Origin of the sequence: Gordonibacter urolithinfaciens (assembly GCF_900199375.1) — a bacterium.
In the GTDB taxonomy this organism is placed as follows: Bacteria; Actinomycetota; Coriobacteriia; order Coriobacteriales; family Eggerthellaceae; genus Gordonibacter; species Gordonibacter urolithinfaciens.
Genome location: NZ_LT900217.1, coordinates 752,853 through 775,186, shown reverse-complemented (window position 1 = coordinate 775,186; position 22,334 = coordinate 752,853). Strand labels below are relative to the sequence as shown.

The window sequence follows — 22,334 nt, the reverse complement described above, 5'->3', positions numbered from 1 at the left end:
GTAAAACGACAAAGAAAAAGCCTCCGTCCCAACGCGGGAACGGAGGCTCGGTTATCGTATTTACTCACCAACATCGCTGGCGGCTTTGCCATGACTCTCGTACGAAACGAAACTCAGCGGCACAGTGCGGCACTCAAAAATGCAGGTCAGAACCCTATCAGCCTACTCCCACTCAATCGTCGCGGGGGGCTTGCTGGTGATGTCGTACGCTACCCGGTTGACCCCCGGCACCTCGGCCACGATGCGGCCGGACACGCGGGCCAGCACGTCGTAGGGCAGCTTTGCCCAGTCGGCGGTCATGGCGTCGCTTGACTCCACGGCGCGGACGACGATGGGGTAGCCGTACGTCCGCTCGTCGCCCATGACGCCTACGCTCTTGATTTCGGGCAGCACGGCGAAGTACTGCCATACGCTGCGCTCGCTGTTTCGCTCGCCGGTCTCCTCGAAAACGCGGGCGTTGTAGGCGTCCAGCTCCTCGCGGACGATGGCGTCGGCGTTCTTCAAAATCTCCAGCTTCTCTCGCGTCACGGTGCCGATGATACGGATGGCCAGGCCCGGCCCCGGGAAGGGCTGGCGGTGCACGATGTGGTCGGGCAGCCCGAGCGCCGTGCCCAGCGCGCGCACCTCGTCCTTGAAGAAGTGATCCAGCGGCTCGATCAGGTCGAACGACACGCCGTCGGGGAAGGGGATCAGGTTGTGGTGGCTCTTGATGGTGGATGCCTTGCCGCCGGTCTTGCGGGCGCCGCTCTCGATGATGTCGGGGTAGATGGTGCCCTGGGCCAGGTACTTCACCGGCCGGCCGCCCTCGGCGAGGTCCTCCGCCACGGCGAAGAACTCCTTCCAGAACTGCGAGCCGATGATGCGGCGCTTCTGCTCGGGCTCGACGACGTCGGCCAGCAGGGCGGCGTAGCGATCCTCGGCGTGCACGTGCACGAAGTCCACGTCGAACTGCTTCGTGAACACCTCTTCCACTTCTTCGGGCTCGTTCTTGCGCAGCAGGCCGTGGTTGATGAACACGCAGGTCAGCTGTTTGCCGATGGCCTTCGCGCACAGCGCGGCCACCACGGAGGAGTCCACGCCGCCCGACAATCCCAGGATCACGCGGTCGCCGCCCACCTGCGCGCGGATGGCTGCGACGGCGTCGTCGATGATGGAGTCCATCGTCCAGCTGGCCTCGAGGCCGCAGATGCCGAACAGAAAGTTGCGCAAAAGCTCGTCGCCGTGCGGCGTGTGGCGCACCTCGGGGTGGAACTGCGTCGCGTACAAACGGCGCTCGGCGCACTCCATCGACGCCACGGGGCACGTGGCGGTCGAGGCCGTCACCGCGAAGCCCGCGGGCACCTCGACCACGGCGTCGCGGTGGCTCATCCACACCGTCTGCTCGACGGGCGTCTCGCCGTACAGCGCGGACGCGCCCTCGTCGCGGCGCGTCAAGGCGGCCGCCCCGTACTCGCCGGCGTCGGTATGGCCGACCGTGCCGCCCAGCGTCACGGCCATGATCTGCTGCCCGTAACAGAAGCCGAGCACCGGAATGCCCAGCTCGAAGATGCCCGGATCGATGGAAGGCGCGTCCTCGGCGTACACGCTGGCCGGCCCTCCCGACAGGATGATGGCCGCCGGCGCCAGCGCGGCAACCTCGGAGGCGGTGACGTCGCACGGGACGATCTCCGAGTACACGTGCAGATCGCGCACGCGGCGGGCGATCAGCTGCCCGTACTGCGCTCCGAAATCGACGACGATGACCAACTGGCTGGACGGGGTGGCAGGCATGGGGCTCTCCTTCGCGCGGGCGGCGGCCAAGCGGAGGCGCCCGCAGTACGCATCTCTCTTCTCAGCGTCCCATCTTACACGAATCACCGTCTCCGGCGCAGGTCGCAGCTTCATATACGCGCACTGCACAAAAAACAGCATGAGCCGCCGGCCTGACAGCCTTTATAATCAAATTGAGCCATCACTCGCCATGCGAAGGGGAATCCAATGGGAGACATCAAGCTGTTCAACATCAAGCCTTCGGTGCGCGCCATCGAGCTCAAGCCGGCAAAGCTCGAGAAAGGCGTGCAGCAGCTCATCGAGGCGAACATGGAGGCCTTCTTCGGCATCAGGTTCTTGCAAACGGAGTACGTCATCAACCATGCGGGGGAATACGAGAACCAGGCCGGTCGGATCGACAGCCTCGGTATTGACGAGAACAACTCTCCGATCGTGTTCGAGTACAAACGCGACTCCAACGAGAACGTCATCAATCAGGGACTGTTCTACTTGGACTGGCTCATGGATCATCGTGCGGACTTCTGGCGGCTAGTGCTCGACAAGCTCGGCAAGCAGGTCGCCGACTCGATAGACTGGAGCTCTCCGGCGGTGTACTGCGTCGCCAGCTCCTTCGGAAAATACGATCTCCACGCAATCAAGCAGATGAATCGCAACATCCGGCTCGTCCGCTACGCGAAGAGCGACGACGTCATCCTGTTCGAGTTCTTGAACGCGCCGTCGACCGCTCCGTCGGTTTCGGCGACGACGGGCGGATCGCTCGGCAAGAAATACGTGGACAAGACATTCGCCGAGCAGCTGGCCGGAGCGCCGGAGAAGCTGCGCGAGGTGGTCGACGAGGTCCGCCATTACATGGCCTCGTTCGGCGACGACGTGTCGGAGAACGAGCTGAAGCTCTACCTCGCCATCAAGAAGGTGCGCAACATCGTGTGCATAGAGGTCAACCAGAAGCGGGTGATCCTTCATTTGGCGCTCGACGCCTCGACGGTTGCGGAGACGAGTTTGGTGAGGGACTGCTCGGGCAAAGGCCATTGGGGAACAGGCGATATCGAGGTCGGCCTCACCTCGCTCGACGAGCTCGAAGAGGTGAAGCCCCTTCTCGAGCGCGCCTACCTGGAGAACTAGCGTCCTCCTGGCATCCGCGGCGTCCCGATCACCTTCCCAATCCGCCCGTGTTCCCCCTGTGGTTTCTTCGACCTCGCCGGTCGGCGTCGTGTACAATGCCCGGCATGGAGAAAGCGAACAGGGACAGAGGCGAGCTCGACGAGGAGCGCAGGCGCGACCTGCATGCCTCGTTCAACCGGCGCATCTCGTACCTGTGCAAGCTGGCGGCGCTTGTGATAGCCGTCGTGGCGTTCGCCACCATCGCCGTGGGGCAGGAAGCCCCCAAGTTCGTGCTCATGGGGCTGTGCCTCTCGGTCGCCCTGCTGGCCATCGCCATGCTGCAGGACCATTACCAGCACAAACAGTAATATCGAAGGACAACGAGGAAGTACTCGCGCATGATCATCGAAGCATTGAAAGCGTTTCTCATCGGCATCGTGGAGGGCATCACCGAGTGGCTGCCCATCTCGTCCACCGGCCACATGATTCTCGTGGACGAGTTCGTGAAGCTGCAGGTGTCTGACGAATTCCTCAAGCTCTTCCTCGTGGTCATCCAGCTGGGTGCCATCATGGCCGTGCTCATCCTGTACTTCCATAAGCTCAACCCCTTCTCGCCGAAGAAGACGAGCGTGCAGAAGAAGAGTACCTGGCGCCTCTGGGGCATGGTGGCCATCGGCTGCATCCCGGCCGCCATCATCGGGCTTCTGTTCGACGACTGGGTCAACGAGCACTTCTACAACAAGGTGACCGTCGCGGCCATGCTCATCGTGTACGGCGTGGCGTTCATCGTGCTGGAGCGTCGCAACCGCCGCCGCCTGCGCGAGGCGGAGGCGGTCCTCGCCGCGCCGCGCGGCCGTCACGCGCGCCAGCCGTACGGCGACGTGGCCGACGAGGCCGAGGCGCAGCTGTTCAAGATCACCGACGTGGACGAGATCGACTGGAAGACCGCTCTCAAGATCGGCTGCTTCCAGGTGCTCGCCATCATCCCCGGCACGAGCCGCTCCGGCGCCACCATCATCGGCGGCATGCTGTCGGGCTGCTCGCGTACCGCGGCGGCCGAGTTCACGTTCTTCTTGGCCATTCCCATCATGTTCGGCTGGGGCCTGGTGAAGTGCCTCAAGTTCTTCGCCGCGGGCCTGGCCATGACCATGACGGAGGTCGTCGTGCTCGCGGTGGGCATCGTGACGGCGTTCGTCATGTCGGTGGTAGCCATCAAGTTCCTCATGGGCTACATCAAGAAGAACGACTTCACCGCGTTCGGCTGGTACCGCATCGTGGTGGGCGTGCTGGTGCTGGGCTACTTCGTGTTCGAGTCGATGGGCATGCTGCCGTAGGGCGGCGTCCGCAAGCGAGCGCTCGGCGAACCCCCGACCTGTCCGCTTCCGTGGTTCTTCCCGCTAAATCCCAGCGGCGCGCTTACCGGGCGCGCCGCTTTTGCTATCATGTCAGGCACACGAGGGCCGCACGCCGCTTCCGGCGCGGCCACGCTCGTTATCGCATGAGAGCCATGAGAGGAAAGCCGATGTCTGAGAAAGACACCTCCCTTGCGGAGATTCAAGAACATCGTGCCAAGATCGACGAGATCGACCGCCAGATCGTCGCGCTGCTCAACAAGCGCGCCGGCCATTCGCTGGTCATCCGCGGTCTCAAGCCCGGTGCCCATCTGGGCCTGTACGACGCCAAGCGCGAAGAGGAGATCTTCGCCAAGGTGAGCAGCTACAACGAGGGTCCCCTGTACAACGAGAACCTGCGCGAGATCTACGCCACCATTCTCAAGATCATGAAGGAGACCCCGTCGGTATGAGCGAAGTCAACATCCCCTCTATCCCCGATCTCGGATCGCGCTCCGACGAGATCACCATCTTCGCCGGCCCGTGCTCCGTGGAGTCGGTCGAGCAGTTCGACGAAGTGGCCGCATGTGTGGCCGGCCTCGGCCTCACCTGGATCCGCGGCGGCGCGTTCAAGCCGCGCACGAACCCGCACTCGTTCCAGGGCCTGGGCGAGGAAGCCCTCAAGATCATGCGCGACGCGGGCGAGAAGCACGGCCTGAAGACGCTCACCGAGGTCATGGACTCCGCGCACTGCGAGCTCGTGCACTCCTACGTGGATGGTCTACAGGTGGGCGCGCGCAACTTCCAGAACTTCAGCCTGCTGAAGAAGATCGGTCAGGTGACCGCCGAGTCGCACAAGATGGTGCTGTACAAGCGCGGCTTCGCGGGCACCATCGCCGAGTGGCTGGCCGCCACCGACTACCTCACCGCCGAGGGCAACGACAACGTGGTGCTGTGCGAGCGCGGCATCCGCACGTTCGAGACGGCCACGCGCTTCACGCTGGACATCGCGGCCGTGCCCGTGATCCACAAGCAGTCGCTGTGCCCTGTGTGCATCGACGTGTCGCACCCCGCCGGCCAGCGCGACCTCGTGCCGTCGCTCGCCTACGCCGCCGTGGCGGCCGGGGCCGACTCCCTCATGATCGAGGTGCACCCCAACCCGCCCGCGGCCCTCTCCGACGGCCCGCAGCAGCTGACGCCCGCCCAGTTCGAGGTGCTCGTCGCCAAGCTCCGCGAGATCGCCGCCGTCTTCGGCAAGCGCATCGTGTAAAGGATCGGACGCGTCCGACGGGCGGAAACCCGGCGGACACGCCCCGTTCGTAAAAACTTTACCCGAGCTTTACCTTCCCTTGACGAAGGCCTTACCGTCCGCCCGGTATCCTTTCGACTCACGTGCACTGACGCTGCAACCGATGAAGCGAAGGGGAGTCCCGCGTGAACGCTCCGATGGAAACCGTGTTCGGCCTCTTGGGCGGACTGGCCGTGTTCCTGTTCGGCATGAACATGATGTCCGAGGGCCTGCAGAAGGCCGCCGGCGCCAGGATGAAGTCGATCCTGTCTCTGCTCACCTCCAATCCCGTGCTCGGCGTGCTGGCCGGCGCCGTGGCCACCGCCGTGCTGCAGAGCTCGAGCGCCACCACGGTCATGGCCATCGGCTTCGTGAGCGCGCGCCTCATGACCATGCGCCAGGCCATCGCGGTCATCTTCGGCGCGAACATCGGCACTACGATGACGGCCCAGCTCATGGCCTTCAAGATCAGCGACTACATCTGGCTCATCGTGTTCGTGGGCTTCATCGTGTGGTTCGTGGCGAAAGACGAGCGAATCAAGAACATCGGCCAGACCGTGTTCGCGTTCGGCCTCCTGTTCGTGGGTATCGACACGATGGGCGCCGTCATGAAGCCGCTCGCGCAGAGCGACGTGTTCCTGACCATGATCGACCAGGTGAAGGACATCCCTGCGCTCGGCGTGGTGGTGGGCACGGTGATGACGCTCGTGGTGCAGAGCTCGAGCGCCACCATCGCCGTGCTGCAGAGCTTCGCCTCCCAGCCCGGCCCCGACGGCGTGACCAGCGTGCTGGGCCTGCAGGGCTCCATCCCCATCCTGCTGGGCGACAACATAGGCACCACCATCACCGCGCTTCTGGCCTGCATCGGGCAGTCGCGCGACGCGAAGCGCACGGCCGTGGCGCACAGCGTGTTCAACGTCACGGGCGCGTTTCTGTTCATCTGGTTCGTGCCAGTGCTCGCCTCGTTCGTGCAGCTCATCACGCCGGGTCCCGAGCTTGACGTCATCGCGCGGCAGATCGCGAACGCCCACACCACCTTCAACGTCGTCTGCACGCTTCTGTGGCTGCCGCTTCTGGGCGTGATGGTGAAGATCGTCACGTTCCTCGTTCCGGGCAAGGAGGAAGAGCACGGGCCGGGCGCGCTCGTCACGCTCGACGAGAACATCCTCGGCCAGCCGGTGTTCGCCATCCGCATGTTCGGCGAGGAGCTGCAGAAGTTCTGCGACAAGGTGGGCTCCATGCTGGAGACGCTGCCCGGGGCCGTCGCGAGCCGGGACGCCGCCGCGCTCAAGGCCCTGCAAGGCGACTGCGCCCAGGTGGAGGCCGCGGAGGTGGAGCTTGCGAACTACGCGGTGGAGCTGCTGAGCGCCGGCGCGACCTCGGAGCGGCAGGCGGCCGAGATCACCGACCTCATGTCCATCGTGGACGCGGTGGGCCGCATCGGCTCGCGCTGCGGCGAGGTGGCCGGGCTCTACGGCGAGAACCTCGCATCCAAGAAGCCGTTCTCGGACGAGGCGCGCGAGGAGCTGGCCGAGAGCGCTGCCATGGTGTCGGAGATGTACGATGCGGTGCTGCGGTTCCTAAGCGACCAGGATGCGGCATCCGAGCAGGTGCTCGACGAGCGCCGGCGCGCCATCATCAAGCGCCAGAGCAAGGCCCGCAAAGCCCACTTCCGCCGCGTGAGCAGCCGCCAGTGCGCGCCCGAGAACAAGGCCGTGTACAACCAGCTGCTGCTCGGGCTCGAGCGCGCGGGCAACGAGTGCTCGAACCTCGTGGAGCACGGCGCGGAGCTGTCCATGTGGCGCGACTCCCTCGGCGCCGGCCGCCCCGGCGGCGACGAGCCCGCCGGTCCGCTCGACGAGCTGGCCGAGGCGTGCGCATAGCGGGCCGGCAGCCTGGGGCGAGATGGGGAGACGTGGTGGGGAGACGGAGACGCAGGACGGAGACGCAGGGACGGGGATGACGTCTCATAGTCGTGTTTTCTCACGTTGCCCTGCCGCTTTCGGTGCGAAAGCGCGCGAAACGACGTCTCGTGGCAGTTTTTGACGTTAGTTGATCATTCCCTCGGCTCCCTTGCTGCGTGGGTATGAGGCGCCACATCGCTGAGCTGGGGCGATGGACGGGCGAGATGTTGGCGGCGATGCTGCGGTGCCGCCCGATGATCGACTAACGTCAAAAACTGCCATGGAATCAGGTTCTCGGCGCTCTCGGCGAACCTACCGACGTTGCCCCTTGCGCAGATTGCGCGCGTTTGTCCGCGGCCCTGCGGGAAAAGCGGTAGAATACGGAAGCTTGATTTCACCTCCATCCGTAGGAGACTGCTCACATGCCAATCGACATCGAAACCCTGAACGGGCCGCAGCGCGAGGCGGTCGTCACCATCGACGGGCCGCTGCTCGTGCTGGCGGGCGCCGGCTCGGGCAAGACGCGCGTGCTCACGTACCGCATCGCGAACCTCATCGAGAACCACGGCGTTGCCCCGTGGGAGATCCTGGCCATCACGTTCACGAACAAGGCGGCCGCCGAGATGCGCGAGCGCCTGAACGGCCTCGTGGGCCCGCGCTGCCGCGGCATGTGGGTGTCCACGTTTCACAGCATGTGCGTGCGCATCCTGCGCGCCGACGCCGAGAAGCTGGGCTTCACGCGCAACTTCACCATCTACGACGTGGACGACCAGAAGCGCCTGTACAAGGAGATCATGGCCGAGCTGGACATCGACCCCAAGCGCTTCCCGGTGAACGCGCTCATGAATCGCATTTCCACGGCGAAGAACGAGCTCGTGGTGCCGGGCGACTTCGAGAAACAGGCCTCCGACCCGGTGGGGAAGGTGGCCGCCCGCGTGTACGCGCGCCTGCAGGAGCGCCTGCGCGCCGCGAACGCCTTCGACTTCGACGACCTCCTGCTCTACGCCTACCTGCTGCTCAAGAACCACGAGGACGTGCGCGCCGCCTACCAGCAGCGCTTCCGCTACCTCATGGTGGACGAGTACCAGGACACGAACCACGCCCAGTACGCCATCACGCAGCTTCTGGCGGAGGGGCACAAGAACATCATGGTGGTGGGCGACGACGACCAGTCCATCTACTCGTGGCGTGGCGCCGATCTGCGCAACATCCTGGAGTTCGAGCAGGACTACCCGAACGCCCACGTGGTGAAGCTGGAGCAGAACTACCGCAGCGTGGGCAACGTACTGGCCGCGGCCAACGCCGTCATCGCGAACAACCAGCACCGCAAGCAGAAGAAGCTTTTCACGGCCTCAGAGGATGGCGAGAAGATCAACGTGTACCTGGCCTCCGACGAGCGCGACGAGGGCCGCTGGATAGCCGGCGAGATAGAGAAGCAGCGCTCGGCGGGCCTTTCGTACAACCAGATGGCCGTGTTCTACCGCACGAACGCCCAGTCCCGTATGCTGGAGGACATGCTGCTGCGCGCCGGCGTGCCCTACCGCATCGTGGGCGGCACGCGCTTCTTCGACCGCGCCGAGATCCGCGACGTCATGGCCTACCTCACGCTCATCGTGAACCCTGCCGACGACATCGCCGCCAAGCGGGTGGTCAACGTGCCGCGCCGCGGCATCGGCAAGACCACCATCGAGCGCATCGAGCAGTTCGGGCGCGAGATGGACATGCCGTTCATCGAGGCGGCAGAGCTCGCCATCGTGGACCCGGAGCTGCGCGCCTCCACGCGCCAGTCAGTGGCCTCGTTCGTGGGCCTGATCAACGAGGCGCGCACCTACGGCGGCGACTTGCGCAAGGTCATCGAGGCCGTCATCGACAAGAGCGGCCTCATCGGCGCCCTGCAGGCCGAGAACACCGACGAGGCGCGCGGCCGCATCGAGAACATCCAGGAGTTCCTGGGCGTGGTGGACGAGTTCGTGGATACCCATGACGACGAGGATGCGGATTACGCGGCCCCTACGGCGGAGGGCGACGACGAGGCTGCAGATGCGGCCCCCGCGCGCGTGTTGCGGGGTGATTCGCTCGCGGACTTCATCGAGTGGGTGCGCCTGCGCACCGACCTCGATACCGTGGCGGAGGACGGCAACGCGGTCACGCTCATGACCGTGCACTCGTCGAAGGGCCTCGAGTTCGACTGCGTGTTCGTGGCCGGCATGGAGGAGACGCTGTTCCCCCACATGAACTCGGTGGGAGACGCGGCGAGCGTCGAGGAGGAGCGCCGCCTGGCCTACGTGGCCATCACGCGCGCCCGCAAGCGCCTGTTCCTCACCTGCGCCTCGCAGCGCCAGATCTTCGGGCAGACGTCGGCGAACCCGGTGTCGCGCTTCATCCAGGAGATCCCTGCCGAGCTGCGCCAGTCCTCCGGCGTGGGGTCGGCGGGCTTCAGCGGCACGGGCTGGGAGAAGCGCGGCAGCCGCCGCGGCATCGCGGGCTCCGGCGCCGAGGCGGGGGAGGGCCGCGTGTTCGGCCGCTCGAGCGCCTCGGGTTCCGCCGGCCGCTCCGACCGTCGCGCCGAGGCGTACGCGCGTCCCGACGCGGGAAAGAAGGCTGCGGCGAAAATGGCGTTCGCCGCCGGCGACTCCGTGGACCACAAGACGTTCGGCCGCGGCAAGGTGACGAAGGTGGACGGCGACACGCTCTACGTGAAGTTCGCCAAGTCGGGCCAGACGAAGAAGCTGCTGAAGGACTACGCGCCCATCGTGAAGATCGGCGCTTAGGCGGCAGGTGCCGACGGTGCGGTGACGCGCGCTTTTTTCGCAGCGGCCTTGCTTGTTGCGGCTTGATCCTGCATGATGGAATTCAACGGGGGTGCGCGATACCGCGGGGGGGGGGGCGGTGCGTACCCTGACGACGACGAGGAGAAAGCAGGCCCGCATGAGGATCGTGGCCGACTCATCCGTGATGTTCTCCGTGGAGGAGGGGGCGAGGCGCGGCATGGCGGTGCTTCCGCTGACCGTGTCCATAGACGGAGCTACCTGGCTTGAATACGAGGATATCTCGTCGGAGGAGTTCCTGGCCCTCGTGCGTGCCGGAGCCCTTCCCCAGAGCGCCTCCCCGCCGCCCGCGCTCACGCTGGCAGCTTACGACACGGACGAGGAAGTGGTGCACCTGGCCATGGCCGACGGCCTGTCCGGCGCCTACGAGATGGCCTGCGGCCTGCGCGATCAGGCTCGGCACCCCGAGCGCGTTCACGTGCTGAACACGCGGACGCTCTGCGTGCCGCACCGTGCGCTCGCGTGCTATGCCGTGAAGCTGGCTGCACAGGGCCTCGGCGCGGCGGAGGTCGTGGGGCGGCTGGAGGCCATGATGGGCACCGCGCGCTCCTGCCTCATACCCGAGGATTTCGACTACCTGCGCCGCGGCGGCCGGCTCACGCCCCTTGCGGCCAAGTTCGCTCACCTGGTTAAGGCGTTCCCTGTGATGGAGCAGACCGACGACGGTCGGAGGCTGGGCAAGCTTGCCATCGCCCGCTCGTTCAAGAAGGCCATCGCCGCCGTTGCGGCCGACTTCGAGGGACGCGGGGTAGGCGAGGGGTATTACGTGGGCGTGAGCCACGCCGACAACCCCTGCCAGGCAGCCGAGGCGCTCGCCTACCTGGAGGAGCGCTTCCCGGGCTGCCGCTTCGGCCTGTTCGAGCTCGGCCCGGCCTTCATCACGCAGGGCGGCCCCAGCTGCATCGCCATCCAGGCAGTCGACCTGGCCGCATGCCCTGACTTGGATCTCTCGTAAACAGGCTGGCAGGTAGAGTGCAGGGCAAGGGCTCTGCCCTTGCAGCAGCGTGGCGAATGGCCCCGGTCGGCGGCAAGGGCAGAGCCCTTGCCCGCGAGGCGGTCTCGCCGCGGCTGCAGCCATAGCCGCGCCTAAAGCTCGTCGCGCGCCTCCTCCACCATGGACAGCAGCTCCTGCTGGTTGTGGATGTCCAGCTTGCGGTAGATATGGCTGATGTGCGTCTTGGCCGTACTCTTCGAGATGCACAGCTTGTCCTGGATGTAGGCGGCGTTGTGGCCCTTGGCCAGCAGGAACATGACCTCGGCCTCGCGGCGCGACAGCAGGTAGCGGTCGGCGATGACCTCGCATTGCGAGCGGAACCGCCCGCTCTTGCGCGAGCGCTCGGCCTCCGACGAGGCCGCGTCCGGATCCTTGACCGCCTCTTTCGCCGGTTCCTTGGCCAGCTGGGTGTCCGCCGCCAGCTTGGACGGCGTCGCGCTTCCTATGCTGGCGGCGCGCCAGCCGGGAGTGCCGGCCGAGCCGTAAGAGGGAAGGTCTGACGGCGTCTCGGCCGCCACGGAGTCCATGCCGAAGAGCGTTCCGGGCGTGGGCATCGGCAAAGCCTCCATCTCGGCGCTGTCGTCGGATGCCTCCGTGCTTGCCCGGCGCGAAGCCCAGACAACCCTCTCTATCTGATGGTTGAAGGACTCTATGGCGTCGAAATCGCGTCCGCCCTTCACCACGATGCGCTTGATGTCGCGTACGCGAGGCAGCAGCGCGTACGCCACCACCATGGCCATCATGATGAGCACGGCGCCACCGGCCTCGCCGAACGGCGTGAGAGACGACAGGAACGTGAGGTCGGCCATCGACAGCGACCCGGCTATCGAGCCCAGGGCCAGGCAGCCGCGCCCGATGCCGAACACGAAGATGGGCGACAGGCGGAACTCCTGCGACAGCTCGCCGAAGAACACCCACATGAGCGCCTCGAAGCACATGTAGCCGGTGAGCAGCACGAGTGCCGCGATCATGGAGTTGTCCAACGCGAGGGACGGCAGGAAGAACAGCGTGATGGCGATGAACGGTACAAGCGGCCGGAACAGGAAATCCCAGTGGCTGCGCTTGTCGATGGAGAACGTGGTGACCAACAGCAGCACGGTGGCCGCGCCGCCGGCGAACAGCGCCAGCAGCTGCGTGGTGAGGTCGGACGACGGCAAGATGACCTGCGTGGACAGCGAGCGGAGCGCGCCCAGCGCGAAGCCGAACAGCAACACTGGGAGCGCGAAGCGCAGGCAGAACGGCCCTTTGTGCACCGGCAGCGGGTTGAAGATGGGTATGGCGTGGCGCACGGCATAGCTCACCGGCGTGAGGTGCCACAAAATGGGCAGCTCCAGCAGCGGCAGGCAGGCGGTGAGCACGCCCGAGTAGGGCGCGGGCACCATATGGAGCGCGATGGAGTAGATGGCCACGGCTATGACGATGGCCACGGCCGTGTTCATGACGATGGTGGCGGCGCCGTGGCGCGAATAGGCGGTGCCCCAGAACAGCAGCAGCAAGGCCGATCCGATGCCCGTGGACACACCGGCGAACACGGTGGCCGCTATGCCCAGCGTCCCGGGCAGCGTGGCGGCGAACACGGCGAACGTGCCCGCCGAGGTGAGGATACCCGCTCCGAGCAGCACGCGCTTGGCGGTGTAGAGCTTGAGGAGTTTCTGGTCGGTTATGGCGGCGAACAGAAGCGACAGCCCGAACACCACGATGGAGATGAGGAAAACATACGATACGAAGGAGTGCGACTGGCCGAAGAACCCCTCGGGCGAGGGGATCTGGAAGATGGAGTTCGTTCCGAACATGGCAGCGTAGATCCATGCCTGGTGTATGCCGAAGCCCAAGGACAGGATGTTGAGCTCTCCCTGCGTCCCCATGCCTCGGTGGTCGTCTACGGTGATGCTGATGCGCGGGAGGTTGATGGCCATGGGCGTTTTTTCCTCGCATTCCCCTGTCGAGGCGATCATCGGACATAGTCTTCTCGGTCGGATGCTGTCCTGCTGCTGCCTCCGTGTCTGTCGGCGTCGCCTGCGGCGCCGATCCGGCCGATGGGCTCCACTATAAACGTTTCCGCGGTTCTGTTCAAATGACGCGATCGCGTGGCTACCACCCTTATCTGGGGATATTGGGTTGTCTATGCCGTAGGGACGATAAAAATCAACCTCTCGGGACGATGCTTCCCCGTGCGGCGCCGTAAGGGGCGCGGCCGTCCTGCAAGGATTGGGCCGGCCCGCGCGCGGGATAGCTGCAGGCGGGGAGGCTTGCGCTGCCGATCGGCCTAGGTCGGGGCGACGGCCCACCGACCGCCCTCCAGCGCCCGCCGGTGTCTGCACAGTCCTGCGCCCTGCGCCCGCCCGGCCCTCGGCCGTCCGGCCAGCCCGGGCCTGCGCGAAACGACCTGAAAAGGCGCGTCCGATAAATCGATCCCAGGGGTCGATGCCCGGTCGGTAAAGCGTACCCGCGAGAGGATGACCGCTCGCCCCGTGTTTCGTACCCTTCGACTTGGATATTTCTTTTGCATGCTCACGGCCGTTTCGGTCTCCTGCGCAAAAGGAAATAACGCGATCAGGCAAGAGAATCGGGGAAGGAGGGTGCGCGCAGTCGTTTCTTCTGGAGACGGCACGGTCTTGTAGGCGGGTTGCGAACGCCGTTGAGGGACGGCGGTCGAAACTACGGAAGCGTCGGTTATTCAAGCAATACTGAAGCGTCCGTAATTTCCTGAAGGCACGTTGCGGTTCCGGTCTTGCCACTGTGCAAAGGGGAAGAGTTAAGCGCCGGAGGCGCACGCACCCGCTTCGAGCGGGGGCGGGCGACCCGGTTCCTTATCATACGAGTTACCTCAAAAGGAGGGACTGATGGATAAAAAAGAGTTCACGGTCTCGGAAGTCATCGACTCTATCGGCATCAGCAAGCACACGTGGGTCGTGTTCGTGCTGCTGGCCTTTGCCATGATCTTCGACGGCTACGACTTCATGATCGTCAATTCGACCAACCTGTTCGTGGCCCATACGTTCTGGCCCGACAACGCGAACCCGGGCGCGCTCATGGGCTCGCTGACCACGTGGGGCCTGCTGGGCATGGTGCTCGGCGGCGCGTTCGGCGGCATCATGTCCGACAAGATCGGCCGCAAGAAGACGCTGATCGCGGCCGTCATGTTCTACGGCCTGTTCACGCTGCCGCAGGCGTTCGCGAACGACCTGGCGTTCTTCGCCGCGTTCCGCCTGATCGCCGGCTTCGGCGTGGGCTCCTGCATCCCCGTTGTGACGACGGTGTTCTCCGAGAGCATGCCCTCCAAGCAGCGCGGCATCTTCGTGACGTTCGGCATGGCGTTCATGGTCGTGGGCTGGGTGCTCGCGGGCCTCATCGCCAACCCCATCTGCAACGCGGCCACGCCGCTGCTGGGCGACTTCACGAACCAGGTGACCTACACGCTCGCGGACGGCGGCACCGCCACGATGTACGCCAACTGGCGTCTGTGCTACCTGATCGGCGCCATCCCGCTGCTCTACGGCATCGTGCTCATCTTCGCCATGCACGAGACGCCGCACTGGTACGCCAACTCCGGCAACAAGGCCATGGCCTGCAAGCGCCTGACCGAGATCGAGCAGGCCACGCGCCACACGTCCCATGAGTACGACCCCGCCCTGCTCATCGTGCCGCCGAAGCCGGCCAAGACGGGCCCGAGCGTGCTGTTCTCCAGCAAGTTCATCGTGGCGACCTGCGCTATCTGGGCCGCCTACTTCGTGGGCCAGTTCTGCGTGTACGGCATGAACGCCTGGATCCCCACGTGGTTCGTGGGCCTGGGCTACTCGCAGGCCGACTCGGTCGCCCTCCAGACGTGGAACAACGTGGCGGCCATCGCCTCGAACATCGCCGTGGGCTTCGTGTCCGACAAGGTGGGCCGCAAGCGCAACCTGGCGTTCTCCTGGCTCTTCTGCATCGTGGCCATCGTCCTGTGCTCCATCTTCGTGGCCCCGAACAACATGGGCCTGTGCATCGCCCTCATGCTGCTGTTCGGCTTCGCGCTGAACTACGCCATCACGGCCGTCCAGCCCCTCATGCCCGAGAGCTATCCCACGGCCATTCGCAACACCGGCACGTCCTGGTGCCAGGCGTTCGCCCGCTTCGGCGGCTCCGCCTCCTCCATCGTGCTCGGCGGCATCGCCGGCATGGCGTTCTTCCAGACGGCCACCGGCGCCACGAACTGGTCGACGGTCGTGCTCGTGCTCATCGTGCCGTTCGCCCTGGGCTTCGTCTGCACCGTGCTGTTCGTGAAAGAGACGGCTGGCAAGACCATGGACCAGCTGGCGGCCGAGGAGGAGAAGCTCGGCGCCTCCGAGCGCGACGGCAACATGCGCTTCATCATCATGCTGGTGATCGTGGCCATCCTGGCCGTGCTCTGCATCGCCTGCCCGCTCATCGTGCCGAACTGGGCGAAGCAGCCCTACGCCCTGCCGCTCATGGCAATCGGCCTGCTGCTCCCGTTCGTGTACTTCTTCGTGTTCGGCGGCGCGCAGCTCGCCAAGAACAAGGCCGCCAAGGCCTCCGCTTCCCTGGGCGACGAGGCCTCCACGAAGGCTTAAGCGCTCTTTGACCTGCCGCGCATACGCGCGTTGAACGAGAAGGGCCGGAACCTGCGGGTTCCGGCCCTTTCTCATGGTGCTCGGTGCGGGAAAGGCTGCAGCCCTTAGGCGTTGCCCCCCTCCTCCTGCGCCAGCAGCTCCTCGTAGGTGTAGCCCTTGCCCGAGAACAGCCAGTTCTTCGCCTTCTCGAGCTTGGTGGCGCCCGGGTTCTTGAGGCCCTCGCTCAGGCCCTTGTACTCCTCCTTGATGCCCATGGCGATGACGGCCGCCGTGGCGATGCGCAGCTTGGCCACGTCGCGCACCCGTATCTCGTAGCACGCTCCGCGGTTCTTGAAGTCCACCACCTGCACGTGCACCTCCTTGCGGCCGTCCTCCTCGTCCACGAAGTCGAAGGGCGGGTTGCTCAGGCTGCCGTCGATCTGCCACTTCATCCCGTTGACGTAGTAGTGCTCGAACAGGTGCAGCGTGTGGAACACGTACTCCCATCGCTCCAGCTTCAGGTAGTAGGTGAGCGCCTTCGCATCGGGCTTGATGGAGCCCATCTCTCCGCCCATGCGGCCGAAGATGGCCACCCGGTCGCGTTCGCCCGACCAGGCTCCCTTGAGGCTCAGGAACACGTCGCCGTCCTCGTACCACACGTCGAAGTCCTCGTGGCGCGCGATGGCGTCCACCGGAAAGTACACCTTGTTGTTCTTCAAAGAAATCCCCCTTAAAAGGCGCGTTTTCGCTTGCTTCGATTATAGCGCAGGGGTGCTTGGCGCAGGGCGCTCGGGGCTGTTTTCAGGGGCTTCGTCGGGGTTTGAGCGCTTTGGTGACGAAAGTCTAAAAATGGCCTTTGAACAGGTAAAATAACAAACAGTAACCCACCGGGTTGACGAAAATCAACCTCCGGGGACGATGGTATGATCCTCAAAATTGTCCCCGTGATTCGATGCCCCATCCGCCCAGGCAACTAAGCTGTTTCCCGTCAGGCTTTCGCTGACGAACATTATGGCAAGGGGTTGGCAGCAAGACGGCGCGATGCGCCGCCCGAGCCGGCCGAAGAAATGAGACGGAGGATTCCCCTATGTGCTTCAGACCAGCAGATGCAGGTGCGAGCGGCGGCATGAACAAGTGCCCCGAGTGCGGCAAGACCATCCAGATGATGGCCGGCGTTACGTTGAAGGCATGCCCGTTCTGCAAGGCTGACTTCACGCCGTACATCAACGGTGAGAAGCCGCTGCCGAACGCGGCTCCCGGTGCCCCCGCGGCCCCCGCAGCTCCCGGCGCCCCGAAGGCACCCGCGGCCCCCGGCGCTCCCAAGCCTCCCACCGCGTAAGCGGACGCGATGCTTTAAGCGGCGCCTGCAAAGGGGACGGGCGCCGCGACCACGGAAGGGGGTGGTCCCCAGCACGAGGATCTACACGAGGTTTCGCGCGATGACAAGCGCAGAGATGCTTCTACCGAAACACGAGTGAGAGTGTAGAAAGAAGGAGAACATGGCATACGGTAAACAGTGGCAAACCGTGATGGAAGACGGGACTGTCGTAACCCGCAGCAACACGTGGTCGCCTCCGGGAAGCCACCCGGTGGGATACGGCGTCAAGGTTGTCACGAAGGACGGCGAGCTCGTCCGCATCGAGGGCGACGACGACAACCCCATCACCACGGGCCGCGTGAACGCGATGAACCTCGCGCTGCGCGAGTACACCTACGCGCCTTCCCGCATCATCCACCCGATGAAGCGTAACCCGGAGGACCGCGGCAAGGACAAGTGGGTTCAGACCACGTGGGACGAGGCTCTGGACACCATCTGCGACAAGGTTCGCTACTTCCAGAACACCTACGGCCCCGAGTCCATCGTGGTCTTCGGCGGCACCGGCCGCGAGGCTTGCATCTTCTACTATGCGCTGACGTTCTCGGTGCTGCAGTCGCCCAACTGCTGCTACACGCAGTCCGGTTGGTCCTGCTACGGCCCGCGTTGCTCCATCTCCGACTACGTGCTGGGCGCCGGCTACCCCGAGCTCGACTACGCCGGCCACCTGCCGGGCAGCTACCAGGACCCGCGCTACACCGTGCCGAAGTGGATCGTGGTCTGGGGCAAGGAGCCCCTGCCCTCCAACGGTGACGGCTTCTTCGGCCACTGCCTCGTCGACCTGATGAAGCTTGGCACTAAGATCATCTCCATCGACCCCCGCATCACGTGGGTGGGCGCGCACGACGGCAACATCAACCTGCAGGTCCGCCCGCAGACCGACACGGCCCTGGCCCTCGCCATCATGAACCTCATGTTCGAGAACGGCGAGTACGACCAGGAGTTCGCCGAAAAGTGGATCTACGGCCTCGACGACATGAAGGCCCGCGCGGCCGAGTACCCCGTCGACAAGGTTGCCGAGATCACCGGCGTCGACGCCGAGGACATCAAGCGCGTCGCGCACATCATCGGCACCGAGCGCCCGATCGGCTGGGCGTGGGGCCTCGCGTTCGACCAGAACAAGAACGGCGTGCAGCTGTCCCAGGCGTTCATCGTCCTGGCTGCCCTCGCCGGCTCCATCGACCGTCCCGGCGGCCTGACCCTCGGTCCTCCGTCGGCCCTGCTCGGCAAGTGGCGCATGGAGCAGCGCGGCGCCATGGCCGACGAGGTGTGGTCGAAGCGCATCGGCGCGGCGGCGTGGCCCGGCCTGTCCACCGGCATGGCTACCACCCAGCCCGACGAGACGCTGAACACCATGGAGACCGACCAGCCCTACGCCCTGAAGATGGGTTGGTTCAACAGCTCCAACTTCCTCACCCCGACGTGCTCCGCGCAGCCTAAGCGTTGGCACAAGGCCCTGCAGAAGCTCGAGTTCGTCGTGGTCCAGGACCTGACCATGACCCCGACGGCCATGGCCGTGGGCGACTACTTCCTGCCGATGGCCACGTGGGCCGAGCACAACGGCATCGTGCTCACGCACTACGGCCGCAACACCGTGTTCATGGGCCCCATGAACAAGGCCCTGCAGGTGGGCGAGTGCAAGTCCGACGTGGAGATCTGCCTCATGTTCGGCCAGCGCCTCAACCCGTCCTGGTGGCCGTGGTACAAGCCGGCCGACGGCAAGTCCCTCGACCTCGACGCCTTGGCGGTTGCCGTGGAGGACTTCTACAGCGACCAGCTGAAGGAGCTCGGCATGGACTGGAACCAGTTCCGCGAGGAGGGTCTCTACCAGCCCGGCGCCCATGGCTTCGAGTACGAGAAGTACGAGAAGGGCCTGCTCCGCTTCGACGGCGAGCCCGGCTTCAACACCATCACGGGCCAGATCGAAGCCTACTCGATCCTGTACGAATCCTGGGGCGAGGATCCGCTGCCCTACTACGAGGAGCCGAACTACAGCCCCATCAGCAAGCCCGACTTCGCCGGTCAGTACCCGCTGATCACCACGTCCGGCTCGCGCCGCTACAGCTCGTTCCACTCCGAGCATCGCCACGTGCCCTCGCTGCGCCAGATCGATCCGTGGCCGTGGGTCCAGATCAACCCGGAGACGGCTGCCGAGTACGGCATCACCGACGGCGACTGGTGCGAGGTGTACAACATGTTCGGCGAGGCCCGCTTCAAGGCCGAGGTCACCCCGGTCATGAAGCCCGGCATCCTGAACTGCGCGCACGGCTGGTGGTTCCCCGAGCAGGACGGCGAGGAGCCCAACCTGTTCGGCGTGTGGAAGTCCAACTTCAACAGCCTGGTGCCGCACTTCAACGTTGGCAAGCTCGGTTTCGGCGCCCCGTACAAGGGTGTCATGTGCAACGTCCGCCGCGTCCGTAGCCTGGACCAAGACTAACCCGAAAGGAAGTGGCGATAATGGCAGACCAGAAATACGCTTTGCTCGTTGATTACACCTACTTCTCCGGCAACCATGCCGCAGAGATCGCCTGCAAGGAAGAGCTGGGCCTCCCGCTCGACCAGTTCGGCATCAAAGAGGTCGAGGTCGGCCCGTTCCGCAAGGGCGAGGGTTCCGACGGCGACGCGTGGGAGTGGTTCTACATCCCGTGCCCGACGTCGATCTTCTCCGAGCACTGGGGCACCGGCGGCGACAAGGCCGGCCAGCGTCCCCTGGCCGTCCAGGTCGAGGAGTCCGCGTCCATGTACTACGGCACGCTCGAGGAGATGCAGGCCAAGATGGCGGAGTTCGACCGCCCGATGGTCCTGTTCCAGCTCTAAGCTGAAAATGCTATGATTGTCGTGGCCGCCGCCTTCGCGGTCGGCGGCCACGACTCTGTAACGACTGACAAGGAGGGCACAATGACGCATGATGAGTTCATGGATCTCGATCCTCAGGCAGCAGCCGACAAGCTGAACGCTCTCATGGCCGAGGGCAAGAGCCAGGACGAGGCTGCGGCCGAGTTCGAGCTTACCAAGCCGGACCTGCTGAAGCTGAACGTCTTCTTCGTGAAGGACAAGTACATCGCTCGCGCTTGGGGCGGCTACACCTCCACGAAGGCTACCGGCAACGAGGGTGCTGGCGAGCTTGGCCTCGGCGGCAGCTTCAAGGACATCAAGCCGGTGAGCTAAGCTTTTAAGCAGTAAAGCTTGCGCAGAGGTAAAGGGAGGACTCGCTTGTTGCTCGAAGTGGGTCCTCTTTTAGAATGGCGAGCACTACGGCGCCTGCAGCGCTTTGCTGGCGATAAAGCCTTACGGGCACCGTATTGGGAACTGTGGGAACCATTGGGAACGCGGGCACCGAACCGCACAAGGAGACGAGGGCTTATGGGAACCGAAGACGTCATCAGGGCCGAGATCGAGGAAATGGGTCGCCTGACCCCCGAGCAGGAGGACATCCTGTACAACATCTCCCTCAAGCAGGACGAGCTGGGACGCGAGTCCACGAACCTGCTGATGGAGAAGGTGAAGGGCAGCCCCCTCTACGAGCCCATGATCGAGCGCGAGTACCTGACGTACGACGTGTTCAACCACGGCGGCAAGCACGAGATAGCCTGCCTGTACGTCACGCTCAAGGGCCTGCGCTACTGCATCATGTTCGCCGACGAGCTCTCCGCACGCCGCAAGCTCAACCCGGCGGGCGCGCCTTGGAAGCGGGCCTGCTAGATCCCCCTCCCTGCACGAAGGGCCCGCACCTCGGGGGCCGATCTGCAAACATCGTTACGGGAAAGGCCCGCGCCGCAAGCGCGGGCCTTTCCCGTAGTGCGCGGCGTGCTGGCTGCCGGTGCCATGCCCTACGCCGGGCGCAGGGCGACGTCGATGAGGTAGCCGCCGTCCTCGCCGGTCTCGTACACGAGGAAGCATCTTTGGAGCTGTACCGGCTCGCCGTCTGGGCGCCGGACGCTCCGCACTGTCTCGAGGTAGCGCGGCGGGAACGCGAGCGAGCCCTCCTCGGCATCCTCCATGAAGTCCGTGCAGCCCTCCGCCTCGAGCGCGGCGCGCACCGGCTCCACGTCCGGCCCGAAGGCCTTCGCCGTCTTCAGGAAGAAATCGCCCTCGTCGAACGCGACGCACGGGTGCGCATGCGCGGCGCGCTCGTTCTTCTGGCGCATCTCGCTGCGGTGCTTGTTCTCCAGCGAGCAGTAATGCATGCCGAAGCCCAGGCCCTCGCCGAGCGCCCACAGCATGAGCTCGAGCGCCAGCTCCTCGCTGCCCGCAACGGCCAGGCCCCCCGAGTAGCCGTAGTCGTACATGACCTCGAACGGCGGGTTCTTGAGCGTGAGGCCGCGCCGGGCGAACTCGTCCCAGTTGCAGAAGGGGAAGCAGAACTCCAGCAGGTTGATGCCGTCGATGCCCACGTCCTCGAACTGGCGGAACAGCTGTTGAAGGTGGGTGCGCGCCCCGGGGATCACCGGCATCTCCACCATGACCGAGGGGATGAACTCCTTGGCGAGCCGCATGGCCGCGATCACGCGCTCCTGCTGCTCCGGGGCGTCGTCGTCCTTCACGCTGAAGCGGATCTCGTCGAGGCCGGCGTCGCGCAGGCGCGCGGCGGCCTCGACGGTCAACAGGTCGCCCGAGGTGTAGAGGCGCTTGTGGGCGCCGGGCCACAGCTCGCCCGCGCGGCCGAGGAAGCGCAGGGCGTTCTCCAGGTCGAGCAGCGGCTCGCCCCCGGTCAGGCCCACGCAGGCGAGCGCGCCGTTCTCGGCCGCCGCCCGGTCCACGCCCTCCTCCCATGGGCAGCCCTCGCGGAAGAACTTCTCGTAGTCGGGCTGGTTGTGGTTGAAGCAGAAGTAGCAGTCGCGGTGGCACTTGAACGTGGTGGAGAACGTCTCCGACCCGCGATTGCCCGTGCACTCCACGCAGGCAGGGGACAAGTGCCCCGCGCTCAGGCTGGCGCCCGCGTTGCGCACGGCCACGCCGCGCGCCGCCAGCTGTGCGCGCAGCTCGGCGCGCCGCCGCTCTCCCGCACCTTCCTCGGCGAACACGAGGCCCTTCTCCTCGAGCGCCGCAACGTAGCGCGCACCCACCGCCTCGTACTCTGCGAGGGCTGCGTCCAGGGCTTCATTCGACATGGGGATTCTCCTTCGTTATCTGCGGCTTTCCATTATAGGGCACGAGTCGCCGTTCGTGGTAGACTGTGGTCGGAAAACGGAA

18 protein-coding genes are annotated in these 22,334 nt (G+C 65.2%); 14 read left to right on the top strand and 4 right to left on the bottom strand.

The features are described from left to right. Nucleotides 1-162: 162 nt before the first annotated feature. Nucleotides 163-1,770 carry a glutamine-hydrolyzing GMP synthase gene (gene guaA / locus BN3560_RS03400; RefSeq protein WP_096227019.1) on the bottom strand — a complete coding sequence of 536 codons (1,608 nt, stop codon included), beginning with the start codon at nt 1,768-1,770 and terminating at the stop codon, nt 163-165. Nucleotides 1,771-1,977: 207 nt separating this feature from the next. Here guaA and BN3560_RS03395 point away from each other — a divergent pair, with 207 nt between their 5' ends. The 8 genes from BN3560_RS03395 (at nt 1,978) to BN3560_RS03360 (ending at nt 11,177) form a co-directional block, all read left to right on the top strand. Further along, the gene (locus BN3560_RS03395) at nt 1,978-2,892 is read left to right on the top strand and encodes a DUF5655 domain-containing protein (protein WP_096227018.1); all 915 of its coding nucleotides are present in this window, start codon (nt 1,978-1,980) and stop codon (nt 2,890-2,892) included. Nucleotides 2,893-2,996: 104 nt separating this feature from the next. Next, nucleotides 2,997-3,239 carry a hypothetical protein gene (locus BN3560_RS03390; RefSeq protein WP_227114948.1) on the top strand — a complete coding sequence of 81 codons (243 nt, stop codon included), beginning with the start codon at nt 2,997-2,999 and terminating at the stop codon, nt 3,237-3,239. 30 nt (nt 3,240-3,269) lie between these two features. Beyond that, nucleotides 3,270-4,205, top strand: coding sequence for an undecaprenyl-diphosphate phosphatase (locus BN3560_RS03385; protein ID WP_096227017.1), 936 nt, complete (start codon nt 3,270-3,272; stop codon nt 4,203-4,205). 188 nt (nt 4,206-4,393) lie between these two features. Beyond that, a complete protein-coding gene (locus BN3560_RS03380) occupies nt 4,394-4,675 on the top strand; it encodes a chorismate mutase (protein ID WP_015540464.1) in 282 nt (93 codons plus the stop codon). Continuing rightward, a complete protein-coding gene (aroF, locus tag BN3560_RS03375) occupies nt 4,672-5,472 on the top strand; it encodes a 3-deoxy-7-phosphoheptulonate synthase (protein ID WP_096227016.1) in 801 nt (266 codons plus the stop codon). The genes BN3560_RS03380 and aroF overlap by 4 nt, the downstream gene beginning before the upstream one ends. Before the next feature lie 164 nt (nt 5,473-5,636). Next, on the top strand, nt 5,637-7,373 hold the full coding sequence (locus BN3560_RS03370) for a Na/Pi cotransporter family protein (protein WP_096227015.1): 1,737 nt from the start codon (nt 5,637-5,639) through the stop codon (nt 7,371-7,373). 443 nt (nt 7,374-7,816) lie between these two features. Beyond that, complete coding sequence (locus BN3560_RS03365) at nt 7,817-10,165, top strand: ATP-dependent helicase (protein ID WP_096227014.1); 2,349 nt, start codon at nt 7,817-7,819, stop codon at nt 10,163-10,165. Between the two features lie 157 nt (nt 10,166-10,322). Further along, entirely contained in the window at nt 10,323-11,177 is an 855-nt protein-coding gene (locus BN3560_RS03360) for a DegV family protein (RefSeq protein ID WP_096227013.1), read from the top strand. 131 nt (nt 11,178-11,308) lie between these two features. Here BN3560_RS03360 and BN3560_RS03355 read toward each other — a convergent pair whose 3' ends face one another. After that, the gene (locus BN3560_RS03355; protein ID WP_231897337.1) at nt 11,309-13,132 is read right to left on the bottom strand and encodes a response regulator transcription factor; all 1,824 of its coding nucleotides are present in this window, start codon (nt 13,130-13,132) and stop codon (nt 11,309-11,311) included. A gap of 927 nt (nt 13,133-14,059) precedes the next feature. Here BN3560_RS03355 and BN3560_RS03350 point away from each other — a divergent pair. Continuing rightward, nucleotides 14,060-15,787, top strand: coding sequence for an MFS transporter (locus BN3560_RS03350; protein WP_096227012.1), 1,728 nt, complete (start codon nt 14,060-14,062; stop codon nt 15,785-15,787). Between the two features lie 104 nt (nt 15,788-15,891). Here the strand turns inward: BN3560_RS03350 and BN3560_RS03345 are convergent, their stop codons facing one another. Beyond that, complete coding sequence (locus BN3560_RS03345) at nt 15,892-16,485, bottom strand: hypothetical protein (RefSeq protein ID WP_096227011.1); 594 nt, start codon at nt 16,483-16,485, stop codon at nt 15,892-15,894. A 368-nt stretch (nt 16,486-16,853) separates the two neighbouring features. On the opposite strand from BN3560_RS03345, the gene BN3560_RS03340 reads away from it, so the two are divergent. From BN3560_RS03340 to BN3560_RS03320, 5 genes are all read left to right on the top strand, one after another. Continuing rightward, complete coding sequence (locus BN3560_RS03340; RefSeq protein ID WP_087190442.1) at nt 16,854-17,105, top strand: hypothetical protein; 252 nt, start codon at nt 16,854-16,856, stop codon at nt 17,103-17,105. 160 nt (nt 17,106-17,265) lie between these two features. Next, nucleotides 17,266-19,578: a molybdopterin-dependent oxidoreductase gene (locus BN3560_RS03335; protein ID WP_096227010.1), complete on the top strand. Its 2,313-nt coding sequence runs from the start codon at nt 17,266-17,268 to the stop codon at nt 19,576-19,578. Nucleotides 19,579-19,598: 20 nt separating this feature from the next. Continuing rightward, on the top strand, nt 19,599-19,958 hold the full coding sequence (locus BN3560_RS03330) for a hypothetical protein (protein ID WP_087190444.1): 360 nt from the start codon (nt 19,599-19,601) through the stop codon (nt 19,956-19,958). An 81-nt stretch (nt 19,959-20,039) separates the two neighbouring features. Continuing rightward, nucleotides 20,040-20,309, top strand: a complete 270-nt coding sequence (locus BN3560_RS03325) for a hypothetical protein (protein ID WP_096227009.1) — start codon at nt 20,040-20,042, stop codon at nt 20,307-20,309. Between the two features lie 195 nt (nt 20,310-20,504). Beyond that, nucleotides 20,505-20,843: a hypothetical protein gene (locus tag BN3560_RS03320; RefSeq protein WP_087190446.1), complete on the top strand. Its 339-nt coding sequence runs from the start codon at nt 20,505-20,507 to the stop codon at nt 20,841-20,843. A 128-nt stretch (nt 20,844-20,971) separates the two neighbouring features. Here BN3560_RS03320 and BN3560_RS03315 read toward each other — a convergent pair whose 3' ends face one another. Beyond that, on the bottom strand, nt 20,972-22,252 hold the full coding sequence (locus BN3560_RS03315; protein WP_096227008.1) for a radical SAM protein: 1,281 nt from the start codon (nt 22,250-22,252) through the stop codon (nt 20,972-20,974). Between the last annotated feature and the right edge of the window lie 82 nt (nt 22,253-22,334).